Source organism: Streptomyces sp. NPDC051218 (genome assembly GCF_044455475.1).
Classification (GTDB): Bacteria; Actinomycetota; Actinomycetes; order Streptomycetales; family Streptomycetaceae; genus Streptomyces.
This window is the reverse complement of the sequence record NZ_JBITEU010000009.1, coordinates 349,874-364,437: the sequence shown is the minus strand read 5'-3', so window position 1 is coordinate 364,437 and position 14,564 is coordinate 349,874. Positions and strand designations below refer to the sequence as shown.

General features: G+C 70.8%; 14 protein-coding genes. 6 read left to right on the top strand and 8 right to left on the bottom strand.

Annotated features, from left to right (window positions below; all coding sequences use genetic code 11):
- Positions 1–8 precede the first annotated feature (8 nt).
- Both ACIBCK_RS27435 and ACIBCK_RS27430 read right to left on the bottom strand, forming a co-directional pair.
- Positions 9–1,295: a cytidylyltransferase domain-containing protein gene (locus tag ACIBCK_RS27435; protein ID WP_399394426.1), complete on the bottom strand. Its 1,287-nt coding sequence runs from the start codon at positions 1,293–1,295 to the stop codon at positions 9–11.
- 83 nt (positions 1,296–1,378) lie between these two features.
- Positions 1,379–2,731, bottom strand: a complete 1,353-nt coding sequence (locus tag ACIBCK_RS27430) for a DUF6716 putative glycosyltransferase (protein WP_399394424.1) — start codon at positions 2,729–2,731, stop codon at positions 1,379–1,381.
- Between the two features lie 198 nt (positions 2,732–2,929).
- Between ACIBCK_RS27430 and ACIBCK_RS27425 the strand changes: the two genes are divergently transcribed.
- From ACIBCK_RS27425 to ACIBCK_RS27415, 3 genes are read left to right on the top strand one after another with little or no spacing between them, the layout of a single operon-like run.
- Positions 2,930–3,907, top strand: coding sequence for a glycosyltransferase family 2 protein (locus tag ACIBCK_RS27425; RefSeq protein ID WP_399394422.1), 978 nt, complete (start codon positions 2,930–2,932; stop codon positions 3,905–3,907).
- Positions 3,907–5,265 (top strand): alpha-2,8-polysialyltransferase family protein, encoded by a 1,359-nt coding sequence (locus ACIBCK_RS27420; protein WP_399394420.1) that lies wholly within the window; start codon positions 3,907–3,909, stop codon positions 5,263–5,265. The genes ACIBCK_RS27425 and ACIBCK_RS27420 overlap by 1 nt, the downstream gene beginning before the upstream one ends.
- Positions 5,262–6,404 (top strand): acyltransferase family protein, encoded by a 1,143-nt coding sequence (locus ACIBCK_RS27415; RefSeq protein WP_399394418.1) that lies wholly within the window; start codon positions 5,262–5,264, stop codon positions 6,402–6,404. The genes ACIBCK_RS27420 and ACIBCK_RS27415 overlap by 4 nt, the downstream gene beginning before the upstream one ends.
- Here ACIBCK_RS27415 and ACIBCK_RS27410 read toward each other — a convergent pair.
- On the bottom strand, positions 6,388–6,543 hold the full coding sequence (locus ACIBCK_RS27410; RefSeq protein WP_399394416.1) for a hypothetical protein: 156 nt from the start codon (positions 6,541–6,543) through the stop codon (positions 6,388–6,390). The genes ACIBCK_RS27415 and ACIBCK_RS27410 overlap by 17 nt on opposite strands.
- A 9-nt stretch (positions 6,544–6,552) precedes the next feature.
- Positions 6,553–7,209 carry a TetR/AcrR family transcriptional regulator C-terminal domain-containing protein gene (locus tag ACIBCK_RS27405; RefSeq protein ID WP_399394629.1) on the bottom strand — a complete coding sequence of 219 codons (657 nt, stop codon included), beginning with the start codon at positions 7,207–7,209 and terminating at the stop codon, positions 6,553–6,555.
- 29 nt (positions 7,210–7,238) lie between these two features.
- Between ACIBCK_RS27405 and ACIBCK_RS27400 the strand changes: the two genes are divergently transcribed.
- Together ACIBCK_RS27400 and ACIBCK_RS27395 are read left to right on the top strand one after the other, a co-directional pair.
- Positions 7,239–8,738 (top strand): FAD-dependent oxidoreductase, encoded by a 1,500-nt coding sequence (locus tag ACIBCK_RS27400; protein ID WP_399394415.1) that lies wholly within the window; start codon positions 7,239–7,241, stop codon positions 8,736–8,738.
- Between the two features lie 56 nt (positions 8,739–8,794).
- The gene (locus ACIBCK_RS27395) at positions 8,795–9,259 is read left to right on the top strand and encodes a MarR family winged helix-turn-helix transcriptional regulator (protein WP_399394413.1); all 465 of its coding nucleotides are present in this window, start codon (positions 8,795–8,797) and stop codon (positions 9,257–9,259) included.
- A gap of 16 nt (positions 9,260–9,275) precedes the next feature.
- On the opposite strand, the gene leuE is transcribed toward ACIBCK_RS27395, so the two are convergent.
- Together leuE and ACIBCK_RS27385 are read right to left on the bottom strand one after the other, a co-directional pair.
- Entirely contained in the window at positions 9,276–9,929 is a 654-nt protein-coding gene (gene leuE / locus ACIBCK_RS27390; RefSeq protein WP_399394411.1) for a leucine efflux protein LeuE, read from the bottom strand.
- Between the two features lie 78 nt (positions 9,930–10,007).
- Entirely contained in the window at positions 10,008–11,588 is a 1,581-nt protein-coding gene (locus ACIBCK_RS27385) for a methylmalonyl-CoA mutase (RefSeq protein ID WP_399394409.1), read from the bottom strand.
- Positions 11,589–11,728: 140 nt separating this feature from the next.
- Here ACIBCK_RS27385 and ACIBCK_RS27380 point away from each other — a divergent pair, with 140 nt between their 5' ends.
- Positions 11,729–12,574 carry a L,D-transpeptidase family protein gene (locus ACIBCK_RS27380; RefSeq protein WP_399394407.1) on the top strand — a complete coding sequence of 282 codons (846 nt, stop codon included), beginning with the start codon at positions 11,729–11,731 and terminating at the stop codon, positions 12,572–12,574.
- Between the two features lie 222 nt (positions 12,575–12,796).
- On the opposite strand, the gene ACIBCK_RS27375 is transcribed toward ACIBCK_RS27380, so the two are convergent.
- Positions 12,797–13,861: a hypothetical protein gene (locus ACIBCK_RS27375; protein ID WP_399394405.1), complete on the bottom strand. Its 1,065-nt coding sequence runs from the start codon at positions 13,859–13,861 to the stop codon at positions 12,797–12,799.
- Positions 13,861–14,526, bottom strand: a complete 666-nt coding sequence (locus tag ACIBCK_RS27370) for an RNA polymerase sigma factor (protein ID WP_399394403.1) — start codon at positions 14,524–14,526, stop codon at positions 13,861–13,863. The genes ACIBCK_RS27375 and ACIBCK_RS27370 overlap by 1 nt, the downstream gene beginning before the upstream one ends.
- Positions 14,527–14,564: the final 38 nt, after the last annotated feature.

Genomic DNA, 14,564 nt, shown 5'->3' with positions numbered 1-14,564 from the left:
AACTTTCCTTACTTGTTGAGGGAGGGGCCGAGGATCCATGCGGCGATCTCTCGGATCGCGCCGTCACCACCGGGGAGAGCGGTGACCGCGCGTGCGGCGCCGCGTACGACGTCGTGGGCGCTCGCGACCGCCACGGGCCAGCCGACGAGGCCGAAGCACGGGAGGTCGTTGACGTCGTTTCCGACGTAGAGCACGCGCTCGGGAGCGATGCCCTGCTCCTCGCACCACTGCTTGAGTGCGAGGTCCTTGCGGTCGATGCCGTGCAGGACGGGAAGCTTCAGCTTCCTGGCCCGCGCGGCGACGACCGGGTTCTGTTCCGTGGACAGGATCAGCAGCGGGATGCCCGCGTCCCGCAGGGCGGCGATGCCGAGGCCGTCCCCGCGGTGCACGGAGACGAACTCCCGTCCTTCGGAGTCGATCAGCACCCTGTCGTCCGTCTGGGTGCCGTCGAAGTCGAGTACGACCGCGTCGATGTCGTCGCGGGTCGGAAGGGCGTCGGCCCGGCCGGAGTCGAAGAGGGGCGCGAGGGCCCTGGCGCGGGCGAGGTCGTGCGGGTCGTCGATCTCCAGGACGCGCGCCGGGTCCGTGCGGACCAGTTCCGTGCGGCCGAAGAAGCGGTGCTTGTGCTCGCGGAAGCCGGTCGTGTCCATGGCGTAGACCGCGCCGGTCTCCAGGAGGTCCTGGGGGCGGTCCTGGCGGCGCGGCCGGAAGGACTTGTCGTGGTTGATGCCGTAACCGCCGTCGGTGGCGGTGGAGTTGGCGACCTTCGTGGTGCCGCCCAGCTCGCCGGTGCGGCGGGCGTCCATGGCCTTGGGCTCGTCGTCGGCGTCGCGCCACACGAAGCCGTGGAAGGGCGCGACGGTCAGCGCGGTGTCCGCGCCGCCGTCGATGATCGAGCCGACCACGCCGTCCACGTCCTCGCGGACGATGAAGGGGCTGGTGCACTGCACGAGCAGGACGACGTCCACGGAGGTGCCGTGCAGCGTCTCGTGGGCGTCCATCGCGTGCAGCACGGCGGCCTCGCTGGTCGCGGTGTCCCCCGCGATCGCCGCGGGCCGCAGGACCACCTCGGCGCCGGCCGAGCGCGCCGCCTCGGCGATCACGTGGTCGTCCGTGGAGACGACGACGTCCGTGACGAGCCGCGCGGCCAGGCACTCGCGGATGGCGCGCGCCACCAGGGGCACACCGCCGACCGGGGCGAGGTTCTTGGCGGGCACGCCCTTGGAGCCGCCGCGGGCCGGGATGACGGCCAGGACGCGGCGTACGGGGGTTCCCGCTGGGTGGGGGTGGGACATAGGGGCTCCTTGGGGGATGCCGTGAGTGCCTTGTCTGGGGATGGCTTGCGGGCTGCCTTGTCTGGGGATGCCTTGCGTGGGGTTCACAGCTCGCCCATCCGCCGGATGACGGGGGCCACGCGCTGCACCCCGTGCCGGTAGGCGCCGCGTGCCGCGCTGCGGACGGCCTGGCGCACGGGGCCGGGCTCACGGTCCGCGGCGGGGGCGCCCGGCAGCGGGGAGCCGTCGGGGCCGAGGTGGTGGCGGGCCAGGATGCCGGGGAGGTATCCGGGGGCGGTGATGAGGCTGTAGTACGGGGTGATGGGCGGCAGCTGGTCCTGCGCGAGGAGGCTCACGACGCGCTCACGTGCCGCGTCGAAGGCCTTCGCGTACGTCCCGTCGGGCGCGACGCCCTGCCGTGCGACCCACTCGGGGGCGGCCTCGGGGCTGTACCCGGCGTCGATCTCGTCCCAGGACGCCAGGCATCCGGAGCCGATGAAGTGGTGGTTGCCGAGCGCCTCGCGCACCCCGAGGTCGGTGAGGACCGCGGTGGGGATGCGGCGGTGCAGGGATTCGAGCGCGGCGGTGGAGCTGACCGTGACGAGCAGGTCGGTGCGGTCCAGGACCTCGCCCATGTTGCCGTACACGAGGCGGCAGTTGGCCGGCAGGTCCTCGCCCTTGGCGAGCTTCTGGTAGGGCAGTTCCTCGATGTGCGTGGTGTGTTCGCCGGGCTTGCTGCGCAGCTTGATCAGGACCTCGCGGTCCGGGTGGAGCCGTGCGTGCTCGACCATGCGGCGCAGCAGGTACGTGCGGTGTGCGCGGTTGTCGGGCACGGAGGGCTGCGCGGCGAAGACGACCGTGTACGGGTCGTTCTTCTGGGCGGTCTCCTGGTCCGTCTCCTGGTCCTTTTGGCGGTAGGCGGCGCCGCCGAGGAACGGCAACGCGCTCTCCACGACGCCCGACGCGTCGGCGCCCACTCCCTCGTACACGGCGCGGAAACGTTCCGCGTCCTGGCGGGAGTTGGCGAGGACGACGTCCGCGCCGTGCCGGAGCAGCAGGCCGTCGGCGAGCTTCTCGTAGACGACGCCGACGTAGCCGGTGACGATCACGGGGCGCCGCTTCCCGGAAACCGCCGAGGCCGCTGTACGGGCGAGCCCGTGCAGCACCGCCTGGACCGCGCCGCCCACGAGGGCGAGCACGATCACGTCGGGCGCTTCGCGCTCCACCTCGCGCAGGAACTCGACGGCGGTGACCTCGCGGAGCGTGTCCGCGCGCACCCCGACCTCTTCGAGCTGCCGGACGGTGGGCGTGGCCCTGCCCCGGAGGAGGCGTCCGTCGAGGTGAGTGTCCGCTCCCTCGCCGGCGAGGCGGCTCGCGGTGAGCGCGCCCCATTTCCACCGGGTGTCGGAGTCGGCGAGCACGGTGATCCGTGTCGTCCCGCTGTTGCTTACTGGCACAGGAAGGACGCTAGGAAGGCATGGAGATTGGCGGCCCAACTCAGGTGCAACAAACGGTTAACAGCACGCCGACGAATGGCGAATCAGCCCGGGAATCAGCGGTCGAGCAGGCGGGTTAACCGTTCCGCCATGCTTCGTTCACCTGAGATCTCACCCTCGGCCAAGACGAATGCCGGGCCGACACCTAACGTCACCCACGTGGTTAAGCTCTCCGTCATCGTGCCGTTCTACAACGTGCAGCAATACGCGCCCGACACCTTGAGGAGTCTGCGAGCGAACGCACGCGAAGACTTCGAATTCATTCTCGTCGACGACTGTTCGAAGGACGAGACTCCAGAGATCCTGGAGCGTGCCGCGCGCGAGCTGCCCGGCGCCGTCCATCTCCGACATGAGACGAACGGCGGTCTGGCGACCGCCCGCAACACGGGCCTCGACGCGGCGCGCGGCGAGTACCTCACCTTCCTGGACGGTGACGACTGGCTCGCCCCCGGTTACTACGCGCAACTCGTCGCAGCCATCGAGGAGTTGGGCTGCGACTTCCTGCGTACCGACCATGTGCAGTGCACCGCTCGGGCCCGCAGCATCCACCGTGTCCCGCACGGCAGGCGCGGTGTCGTCATGCCGCCGCGGGACGTCATCCTGCCCGCCGACCGGTCGACGTCCGTCGACTACGCCTACGCCTGGGCGGGCATCTACCACCGGCGCCTCGCCGACCAGGGCATCCTGCACTTCACGGACGGCCTGCGCACCGCGGAGGACCGGCCCTGGATCTGGCGCCTGCACCGCGAGGCGGAATCGTTCGCAGCGGTGGGTCTGCTCGGCGTGTTCTACCGGCGCGGCGTCGCATCGTCACTGACCCAGATCGGCGACGTGCGACAGCTCGATTTCATCCGGGCATTCGACCAGGTGGTACGCGAAACAGCCGAGGACCGGGACGCCGACAAACTCCTGCCGAAGGCCGTCCGTACCTATTGCGCGATCATTTCCCACCATCTGGGATCCATCGAAAGGTTCGAGCCACAAGTGGCGCGGAAATTGAAGTCACTGAGCGCGGCCGCCCTGAAGCGGATGCCGCAGGGCGTTCTCGACGACGCCCTCGACTCCATGGACATACAGCGGGCGACCCGTCTTCGCCGTCTTCGCCGGCGCCCGGTCTCGGCGGAGGTGGCCGCGTAATGGCGACGACGCAGATCTTCCTCGCGTCCACGCTGTACGGCACCGCGACGCTGGCCGCCGCGATCGACGCCGACCGCTTCGGTCCCGCCGACCGGCGGCTGCTGCTCGTCAGCAACAACGCGGCGACGCCGGAGACGACGGTCGCCGTGGACGAGATGCCGGGCTTCGAGCGGCTGCGGGACCGGTTCGACGACGTACGGTCGTGGAACGAGACCATCTCCCCTTTCCACCCGGGCGGTTGGGCCCCCCGGGCGGACGACATCCCGATGTGGGAGCGGTACATCCGGCTCCTGTGGGACCTCGGTGACGACGACATCGAGCTGGCCGTCGAGTCGATCCAGGTCAACCCGGCCCTGGCCCTCGCGCAGATCTTCACGGGCGCGCCCGTGGACGTCTACGCGGACGGCCTGATGAGTTACGGCCCGACCCGCAACAAGATCGATCCGCTGGTCGGCACGCGCGTGCGCCGCCTGCTGCACCTGGACCTGGTGCCGGGCCTGACCCCGCTGCTCCTGACCGAGTTCGACGTCGAGCCGGAGATCGTGCCGACCGAGGCGTTCGTGAAGGTGCTCGACCGCCTCGCCGAATCCGACGCGGGTGCCGCGGACGTCCCGGACATCGCCGAACCCGCCCTGCTCCTCGGCCAGTACCTCTCCGCCCTCGGCATCCTGACCGCCGAGGAAGAGGAGGAGCTGCACGTACGCATGGTGCGCGGCGCCGCCGAACTCGGCCATACGCGCGTGGTGTTCAAGCCGCATCCGACGGCACCGGCCCGCTGGTCGCGCATGCTCGAGAAGGAGGCGGAGGCGATCGGCGTGGAGCTGACCGTCCTCGACTCACCGGTCCTCGCCGAGGTCCTGTACCAGCGGATGCGGCCCGCGCTCGTCATCGGCTGCTTCTCGACGGCGCTGCTCACCGCCTCCGCGCTGTACGGCCTGCCGGTCGCCCGCACGGGCACGGAGACCCTCCTGGAGCGGCTCGCGCCCTACCAGAACAGCAACCGCGTCCCGGTCACCATCGTGGACGCGCTGATCCCCGACCTCGCCGACAAGGGCGCGGTCACCGGGCGGCAGCCGGGCATGCCGGTCGCCGACCTGGGCGAGCTGCTCGTCGCCGTCGGCTTCGCCATGCAGCCGCAGATCTACCCGCGCCGGCGCGAGGCCGCCGAGAGCTACCTCTCGACGCGTCTGACCCCGCACACCTGGCGCTACTTCAAGCGGCGCCGCCTCACGGCCCTCGCCCTGCCCGGAGCGCTGCCCCCGCAGCTCTCGTTCATCCCGCGCAACGCGGCCGTACGCAGGGTCGCGCGCCGCGCCCGTTCGGTCCAGCGCTCCATCAAGCGGACCGCACTCGGATGACCTCTCCCACCGCCACGCTCCCGAGGGAATCCTCAGGGGCGGACACACTCGCGCGCACCATCGCGACCCCCACCGTCCGACGGGTACGCCCGCGCCTCAGAGCCCTGGACGGGCTGCGGCTCATCGCGGCCCTGATGGTCGCGGCCTACCACTACGGCGGGCGTGACGGCGAGATCTCCGAGGCCTGGGGCAGCTCGCCGCAGCTCCAGTTCCCCACGGCGCACAACTGGTTCGCGTACGGCTGTCTCGGCGTTCAGATCTTCTTCGTGATCAGCGGCTTCGTGATCTGCATGAGCGGCTGGGGCAGGCCGCTGCGCGCGTTCTTCGCCTCACGCGCCTCGCGGCTGCTGCCCTCCTACTGGGCGGCGATCATCCTGGTGACGGCGGTCTTCGCGCTGCCCGTCGTGGCGTACAAGGCGGTCTCGCCCAGCGACGCCCTGGTGAACCTGACCATGCTGCAGCAACCGCTCGGCGTGGACCGGGTGCTCGGGGTCTGCTGGACGCTCTGGGCCGAGCTGCGCTTCTACGCCCTCTTCGCGCTCTGCGTCGTCCTGCCCGGCGCGAACCGGGCCCGCGTGATCCTGTTCTGCGCGGTGTGGACGCTGGCCGCGGTCGTCGCGGAGGGTGCGAACGAGCCGCTGCTCGACCTCGTCCTGATGCCCGAGTACGCGCCCTTCTTCATCGGCGGCATCGGCATCTACCTCGTCCACCGCGACCGCAAGGACCTCACGGCCTGGGGCATCGTGGGCGTGAGCTGGCTGATCGGCCAGCACTACGCGGTCGACCGGCTCTGGCACGCACCGAACCCCGAGTTCTTCTCCTACCGCACGTCCTTCGGCATCATCGCCGTCGTGACGGCTGGCTTCGCGGCGGTCCTGCTGATCGCGCTCGGCGCGCTGCACCGGGTCGACTGGAAGTGGCTGACGGTGGCGGGTGCCCTGACGTACCCCTTCTACCTGGTGCACGAACACCTGGGCTGGGTGACCGTGGGCGCGCTGCACCGGGGCCTCGGGCTTCCGTCCTACGCGACCCTCGGCCTGACGATCGCGGCGATGCTGCTGCTGGCGTGGCTCCTGAACCGTTTCGTGGAGGAGCGTCTGACGCCGCTGATCCGCAGCGGGCTCACGACGCGGAAGTGACTCCGTCCGCGGTGGTGTCGGCGTCGTCCGCCGCCACCGCGCGGGCCACGTCCAGCGCCTCGCCCATGGCGGCCTCGGCCTCGCCCAGGGCGTCCGCCAACTCCTGGACCAGCCGTTCCAGCGTCTCGGCTTCATTCATGGGGCCAGACTACGTTTCCCGCATCGTCGCCCCGATCCCGGCCACCACCGCGGCAAGGCCCTTCTCGAACCCCGCGTCGTAGTCGCGGAACATCTCGTGGCCGGCCGCCGCCGCGAGCGGGTACGCGGCCAGGCGTTCGGCCCGCGCCTCCAGGTCGTACCCGCCCTGCGCCTTCGCGGGGTCGGGTCCCATGGACTGCTCCTCGATCACGTATCCGATGGTGTAGCTGTACGCCGTGAGCCAGGCGCGGGCGGCTCCGCCCGGTGTGAAGCCGCCGCCGGTGAGCGTGCGCAGGTGGGCCTCCATGGGGGCGGCGTACGACAGGTCGGTGAAGTGCGTGCCGCTGTAGACCTTCGCGCCGTCGCGGTACATCAGCAGGTGACGGCGCAGGCCGCGCATCGCGGCGATGAGGGCGGTCCGCCAGTCGGCGTCCGGCTCCGCGCCCGCCAGGAGCTCCTCGTTCATGCGGCGCAGCATCTCGGTCGCCATCTCGTCGAGCAGCGCCTGCTTGTCCTTGAAGTGCCAGTACAGAGCGGGCGCCTTGACGTCCAGCTCCTTGGCGATGGCGCGCAGCGAGAGCCCGTCCAGGCCCGTCTCGTTCAGGAGCTTCAGGGCGGTGCGCGCGACGCGGGTGCGGTCCAGCGGTGTCGTAGCCACCTTGACAATTTAACACCGTTAAGCGCAGGCTCTGGAGCATGGCACTTAACAGCGTTAAGGACGCAGCCATGACGGCTGTCGTGACGGACGTACTCATCGTGGGCGCAGGCCCCACCGGCCTGACCCTCGCCTGCGACCTCGCACGGCGCGGCGTGCGCGCCCTGGTGGTCGAGCAGGCCGACGCCCTGTTCCCGGGCTCCCGCGGCAAGGGCATCCAGCCGCGCACCCAGGAGGTCTTCGACGACCTCGGCATCCTCGGAGCGGCCGAGGCGGCGGGCGGCACCTACCCGGTCGGCATGATCTGGCAGAACGGCGAGCGGCAGGGCGAGCACCGGATGTTCGACGAACGGGAGCCGACACAGGACGCCCCGTACGACCGGCCGCTGATGCTCCCCCAGTGGCGCACCCAGGAGATCCTGTACGCCCGCCTGCGTGAACTCGGCGGCGACGAGATCGCGTTCGGCGCCGCACTGACCGGCATCGCGCAGGACGACGACGGCGTCACCGCACACCTCGCGGACGGCCGGACCGTCCGCGCCGCGTACGCCGTGGCGGCGGACGGCGGCCGCTCCGCCGTGCGCGCGGCACTGGGCATCGGCATGACGGGCGATTGGGGTCTCCCCTGCTCGAACGAAGCTGAGAGCTTGGGGAAGGTCGACCCGAACCCGGTCCTGGTGGCCGACGTCCGCATCCCCTCCCTGGACCGCGACAACTGGCACATGTTCCCGCCCACCGCCGAGGGCGCCGGCTTCCTCGCGGTCTGCCCGCTGCCGGGCATCCCGGACTTCCAGCTGACGGCCCAGTTCACGGACGGGACCGCCCCCGACCCCTCGCTCGAAGGCGTACGCAAGGTCGTCGCCGCCCGGACGCACCTCACCGCGGACGAGGTGACGGAGGTGCGCTGGGCCTCCGCCTTCCGGCCGCGCGCCGCGCTGGCGGACCGGTTTCGCGAGGGGCGCGTGTTCCTCGCCGGAGACGCGGCGCACGTGCACTCACCGGCCGGCGGGCAGGGCCTGAACACCAGCGTGCAGGACGCCTACAACCTGGGCTGGAAGCTCGGCGCGGTGCTGCGGGGCGGCGCGCCCGCCGCCCTCCTCGACACGTACGAGGAGGAGCGCCTGCCCGTGGCCGCGCAGATGCTCGGCCTCTCCACCCGTATCCACCGGGGAGAGGAGCGCCGCGGGGACGCGACCCGCCAACTGGGCCTCGGCTACCGGGACAGCTCCCTGGCGGTGGAGACCCGTACGGGCCTCGCGGACGACGCACTGCGGGCCGGCGACCGCGCGCCGGACGGGCCCTGCGCCGGGGGAAGGCTGTTCGACGCGTTCAGGGGCCCGCACTGGACGCTCCTCGCGGTCGGCACCGATGCGGAACTGCCGTCACTGGAGGGGGACTTGACGCACGTACACCGCGTCGACGCCTACGCACCGTACGGCAAGGGCCTGTTCCTGGTGCGCCCCGACGGGTACGTCGGCTGGGCGGGCGAGGACGCGAGGGGCCTCGCTGACTATTTCAGGCTGATCCACCAGGCCGGTTGACCTCAATCAAACAGGACGGTTGACCTCAATCAAACTTGAGGTTCTACGTTCTGCGCATGGACACTTTCACGTACTCCCACAGCGACGAAGACCTCATCAACCAGCCCATCGGATACTGGGCATCGGCGGCGGGCGATGCCGTCGTGCACCACATCCGCACCATGCTCGCCGAGTTCGGACTCACCCAGCCCGAGTGGTGGATCCTGAACCAGATCGTCGCCGATGACGGCCGCGACAAGGCGGCCGTGGTGGATACCCTGCGCGGTTACCTGAACGTGGGCGACGGGGCCCTGCGCCACGACATCGAAGCGCTGCACGACCGCGGTCTGCTCACCGAGGACGCCCGGAGCCGCCTGCGCCTCACCGAGGAGGGGCGCAGGGTCCGGGGCGACGCCGCCGCACGACAGCAGAAGACGCGCGCGGAGATCCACGAGGGCGTCACGGACGAGGAGTACGTCCGCACCCTCAAGGTGCTTCAGCGCATGATCCACAACGTGGGCGGCACGGCCTGGCACCACTGAGCACCTCTGCCGTCACTCACCCACTGGCGAGCGACAGCTTCGCCGCGAACCCGAGGAACAGCGCGCCCGCCGCCGAAGTGGCTCCCGCCGAGAGCCGCTTGCGGCGGCGGAAGGCGGCCGACAGCTTCGTGCCGCTGAAGATCAGGGCGGTGAGGTACAGGAAGCTCGCCACCTGGGCGAAGGCCCCGAGCACCAGGAAGGAGAGCGCGGGATAGGCGTATCCGGGATCGACGAACTGCACGAAGAAGGCGATGAAGAAGAGGATGGCCTTCGGATTGAGCAGGCTGATCACCAGGGCCCTGCGGAAGGGCCGCTCCCCCGCCTCGTCCGTCCCGCTCTCCTGCCGCTCGGCGACCTGCTCGCGCCGCGCGCGCCACATCCCCCACGCGGCCCGCAGCATCCCGACCGCGAGCCAGGTCAGATAGCCGGCGCCGGCGTACTTCACGATCCCGAACAGCAGGGCGTTGGCCTGCAGGAGCGAGGCGACACCGGCCGCCGAGAGCGTCATCAGGACGGTGTCACCGCACCAGACGCCCGCGGCGGCGGTATAGCCGGTGCGTACGCCGCGGCGCGCGGCGACGGAGAGCACGTACAGCGAGTTCGGCCCCGGCAGCAGAATGATCAGGGCGAGGCCCGCGAGATAGGTCGGAAGATCGGTGACACCCAGCATGGGGCGGAGTCTCGCACGCGCGTACGACATGAGGGATCAGGTGTCCGTACATCGGACACCGCGACTTCTCGTCGTGCGTCAGAAGGCGTCCGTCGGCTCGTACGCGCCCCAGACCTCCCGCAGCGCGTCGCAGACCTCGCCCACCGTCGCCCGCGCCCGCAGCGCGTCCTTCATCGGGTAGAGGACGTTGGCCTCCCCCTTCGCCGCGTCCTGGAGTGCGGAGAGCGCCGCGTCCACCGCCCGCTGGTCGCGCTCCGCCCGCAGCTTCGCGAGGCGGGCCGCCTGCTGGGCCTCGATGGCCGGGTCGACGCGGAGGGGCTCGTAGGGGTCCTCCGCGTCGAGCTGGAAGCGGTTGACGCCGACCACGACGCGTTCGCCGGAGTCGGTCTCCTGGGCGATGCGGTAGGCGCTGCGTTCGATCTCGTTCTTCTGGAAGCCGTTCTCGATGGCGGTCACCGCGCCGCCCATGTCCTCGACGCGCCGCATGAGTCCGAGGATCGCGTCCTCGATGTCGTCGGTCATCTTCTCGATGACGTACGACCCGGCGAACGGGTCGACCGTGGCGGTCACATCCGTCTCGTACGCGAGAACTTGCTGCGTGCGCAGGGCCAGGCGCGCGCTCTTGTCGGTCGGCAGCGCGATCGCCTCGTCGAAGGAGTTCGTGTGCAGCGACTGGGTGCCGCCCAGCACCGCGCCGAGGCCCTGGACCGCGACCCGGACGAGGTTCACCTCGGGCTGCTGCGCGGTGAGCTGGACCCCGGCCGTCTGCGTGTGGAAGCGCAGCATCAGGGATTTCGGGTTCTTCGCACCGAACTCCTCGCGCATCACGCGGGCCCAGATCCTGCGTGCGGCACGGAACTTGGCCACCTCCTCCAGGAGCGTCGTACGCGCCACGAAGAAGAAGGAGAGGCGGGGCGCGAAGTCATCCACGTCCATGCCCGCGGCGACCGCGGTGCGCACGTACTCGATGCCGTCGGCCAAGGTGAAGGCGATCTCCTGCGCGGGCGTCGCACCCGCCTCGGCCATGTGGTAGCCGGAGATGGAGATGGTGTTCCACTTCGGGATCTCGGAGCGGCAGTACTTGAAGATGTCCGCGATCAGGCGCAGCGACGGCTTGGGCGGGAAGATGTACGTGCCGCGCGCGATGTACTCCTTCAGGACGTCGTTCTGGATCGTGCCCGTCAACTCGCCCGCGTCGACGCCCTGTTCCTCGGCGACCAGTTGGTACATGAGGAGCAGCAGGGCGGCGGGTGCGTTGATCGTCATCGACGTCGACACCTGGTCCAGCGGGATGCCGCCGAACAGAATGCGCATGTCGTCGACCGAGTCGATCGCGACCCCCACCTTGCCGACCTCGCCGGACGCGATCGGGGCGTCCGAGTCATGGCCCATCTGCGTCGGCAGATCGAAAGCGACCGAGAGACCCGCCGTGCCGTTGGCGATCAGCTGCTGGTAGCGGGCGTTGGACTCGACCGCCGTGCCGAAGCCCGCGTACTGGCGCATCGTCCAGGGGCGCCCCGTGTACATGGAGGGATACACGCCGCGTGTGAAGGGATAGGCGCCCGGCGCGCCCAGCTTCGTCGCGGGGTCCCACCCGTCGAGGGCCTCGGGGCCATACACGGGCTCGAACGGCAGTCCGGATTCCGACTCACGCGCCATCGCTCTGTGCCTCCTGCCAGAGATCCCGGAGATCCTTCTCCGTTACCTCTCCGGTATAGCGGTCCGCCTCCAGCATGGGGCAACGTTCAGGCGTGGTCACTCGCGGGGAGACTCCTCGCGAGTCTGTCGAGCGTCGAGCGATGACGGGGGTCATTGTGCGCAGAGGTGCGATAGCCGTAGGGGCCGTGGTCACGGTCGCCCTGGTGGGCGGGTGCAAGGCGCAGGCCGTGAACTCCGACGGGAAGGCGCAGCCGGTCCGCATATCACCCACGAAGACGGCGGCGGACGGCCCGGACGCGCCGTCCACCAGGCCAGGGCGGACCGCGACCCCGCAGACGGCCCCGAAACCCGCCCCGAAGACCTTGCTCGCCCCCGGACAGCGCGGCGACCAGGTGCGTGAGCTGCAGGCCCGGCTCCGGCAGATCGCCTGGTTCTTCGACAACCCGTCGGGTATGTACGGCTCCGCCACGACCACCGCGGTCAAGGGGTTCCAGGGCAAGCGCGGGCTGCCCCGCACGGGCACGACGGACACCGTCACCTGGCAGAAGCTGGTCGGCATGACCCGCACGCCCACGAAGTACGAGCTCTACTCCGGGGGCGGCATCCCGGCGTCGAAGCCCGACAAGCGCTGCCTGACCGGCCGCGCCCTGTGCATCAGCAAGGCCAGTCGCACGCTGACCTGGATGATCGACGGCAAGGTCGTCTCGACGATGGACGTGCGCTTCGGCTCGCAGTACACGCCCACCCGCGACGGCACGTTCACCGTCTACTGGAAGTCGCGGCACCACGTCTCGACGCTCTACGACACCGCCATGCCGTACGCGATGTTCTTCAGCGGCGGCCAGGCCGTGCACTACTCGTCGGACTTCGCGGCGACCGGCTACAACGGCGCCTCGCACGGCTGTGTGAACGTACGGGACGAGAAGAAGATCGCGAACCTGTTCGCGCAGGTCAGGAAGGGCGACAAGGTCGTCGTCTACAAGTGAGGCCGCGGGACGGGCACGGGAGGGGTGCGGGAGGAGCGGCGCGGGATTAATCAGCGTGGGCGGGATCGGGGGAACGTCTCCCGCCCACGCTGGTGGCACTGAGCCAAAGGTACGGGGGGAACCCCTGGCTCGTGCGCGGGCCGATGACCAGTCGGCTCACTTCTTACTGCGTCACTGCTTCAAAAAACGTCACACCCACGGTGGGCGGGGCTTTTCAGCAGGTCAGGAGCGTGGCAGTACGGGCTGCGCGCTGTAGGAGGCGGAGACCGCGGGGGCGGGCACCGGTCGCGGGAGCGAGGGTGCGACGACGGGCGGGACGGGGTTGCTGCCGCCGTTGCCCCAGTGGTCGTTGCCGCCGCCGGCCGAGCCGTCGCCGTCGCCCTTGTCGCCGTCGCCCTTGTCGTCGTCATCGCCGTTGCCGTTGCCGCCGGGCTTCCCGCCGCCGTCGTACTCGCGGTCGCCGCCCGATCCGTCCAGGACACGGCCGCAGAACTCGGTCACCCGCCGGGAGCCCTTGGCCGCCTCCTCCAGGCGGCGCCTCTTCTCGCCCTGGAGTTCCCCGCTGCGGTAGTCGCGGCAGGCGGAGACCACCTTGCGGTACCAGCCCTTCGCCTCGTCCTCGCGCTGCGGGTCGCCGGAGCCGGGCCGCGCGGTGCCCGCGGTGTCCTGGGAGGCGCCGTCGGGGGTTTCGGACTGCTGCGGGGGCGCGCTGCTGCCTGGCTCGCGGGAGGGGTCGTCCGGGGTGGTCGTCACATCGTCGGGCTCCACGTCCGGGGTCTCGCTCGCACCCTCCGAGGGGGAGACGAGCGGCTCGGGCGACGCGACGGACGATGCGGATGCCGCGGGGCCCGGCTGCTCCCGGTCGCCGAAGGGCGAGGGCAGCACGCCCGTACCGGCCGCGACGGCGACGCCGCCGACCATGCAGCCGGCGAGCACGGCGGCGAGGCCGTAGCGCAGGGGGCGGGCCCAGGGCGCGGGGCGGGAAGGCTCTACAGGCCGCCCGATACGTACGGTTTCGCCCGCTCCCACGCGCGTAGAAGCTGTCCGGGCCTTCGGGCCTCGGGCTTCCCGGAACGCCGCGAGGGCGGCGGCCTCACCAGGGAGTTCGGAGGAAATGTCGGCGGGTACGACCGATCCCGCGCGGTCGTCCGCCGCCAGTGCGGCCAGGGCCTTGGCCAGCTGTGCGGCCTGTTCCCGTGCGTGATGGTCGGTGCCGTCGATGGACTCACCGCTCAGCAAACGCTCCGCCGCGTCGCGGTCCAGCCACCTGTAATCCTCGTCGGCCATCACATGTCCTTCTGCGCCCGCGAACGAGAATGCGTCACACCGGCGGGCGTCACCACCCGCCCGCGCCGCTCCCTCTGGGGCGGTACGGCGTCCAGCGCGCCCTCGCTCGGCGGGGCGTCCGCGCCGAGGAGTTCCGCGAGCCGCTTCAGGCCCCGATGTGCGGCGGTGCGGACCGCGCCGGGGCGCTTGCCAAGGGTCTGGGCGGCGCTCTTCGCGTCGAGGCCGACGACCACCCGGAGCACGACCGCTTCGGCCTGGTCCTGCGGGAGTTGGGCTATCAGGGCGAGGGCGTCGCCGGTCGCGAGGGACTCCATCGCCTCGTCGGCGGTGTCCGCGTCGCCCGGCTTTCCGGTGAGCTCGGTCTCGTCGCCGCCTATCGCCGGGCGGCGGCCCCGCATGCGTATGTGATCGAGGGCGCGGTTGCGCGCTATGCGTGCGGCCCAGCCGCGGAACCGGTCCGCGTCGCCGCTGAAGCGGTCGAGGTCCCTGGCTATCTGCAGCCAGGCCTCGGACGCGACGTCCTCGGCGTCCGGATCCCCTACGAGTGTCCGTACGTAGCCGAGCAGCCGCGGGTGCACGGAGCGGTACACAGTACGGAACGCGGTCTCGTCCCCGTCCTGCGCCGCAAGCACCGCGGCGGTCAGTTCCGCGTCGTCCCCCAGCACAACTTCTCCCTATGCGCCTACACCGGTTGCGGTCCTGC

Bases quoted from the DNA above. Each gene is read 5' to 3' on its own strand.
- ACIBCK_RS27435 (WP_399394426.1), bottom strand. From the start codon at position 1,295: ATGTCCCACCCCCACCCAGCGGGAACCCCCGTACGCCGCGTCCTGGCC.
- ACIBCK_RS27420 (WP_399394420.1), top strand. From the start codon at position 3,907: ATGGCGACGACGCAGATCTTCCTCGCGTCCACGCTGTACGGCACCGCG.
- ACIBCK_RS27415 (WP_399394418.1), top strand. From the start codon at position 5,262: ATGACCTCTCCCACCGCCACGCTCCCGAGGGAATCCTCAGGGGCGGAC.
- ACIBCK_RS27410 (WP_399394416.1), bottom strand. From the start codon at position 6,543: ATGAATGAAGCCGAGACGCTGGAACGGCTGGTCCAGGAGTTGGCGGAC.
- ACIBCK_RS27400 (WP_399394415.1), top strand. From the start codon at position 7,239: ATGGCACTTAACAGCGTTAAGGACGCAGCCATGACGGCTGTCGTGACG.
- ACIBCK_RS27395 (WP_399394413.1), top strand. From the start codon at position 8,795: ATGGACACTTTCACGTACTCCCACAGCGACGAAGACCTCATCAACCAG.
- leuE (WP_399394411.1), bottom strand. From the start codon at position 9,929: ATGCTGGGTGTCACCGATCTTCCGACCTATCTCGCGGGCCTCGCCCTG.
- ACIBCK_RS27385 (WP_399394409.1), bottom strand. From the start codon at position 11,588: ATGGCGCGTGAGTCGGAATCCGGACTGCCGTTCGAGCCCGTGTATGGC.
- ACIBCK_RS27380 (WP_399394407.1), top strand. From the start codon at position 11,729: ATGACGGGGGTCATTGTGCGCAGAGGTGCGATAGCCGTAGGGGCCGTG.
- ACIBCK_RS27375 (WP_399394405.1), bottom strand. From the start codon at position 13,861: ATGGCCGACGAGGATTACAGGTGGCTGGACCGCGACGCGGCGGAGCGT.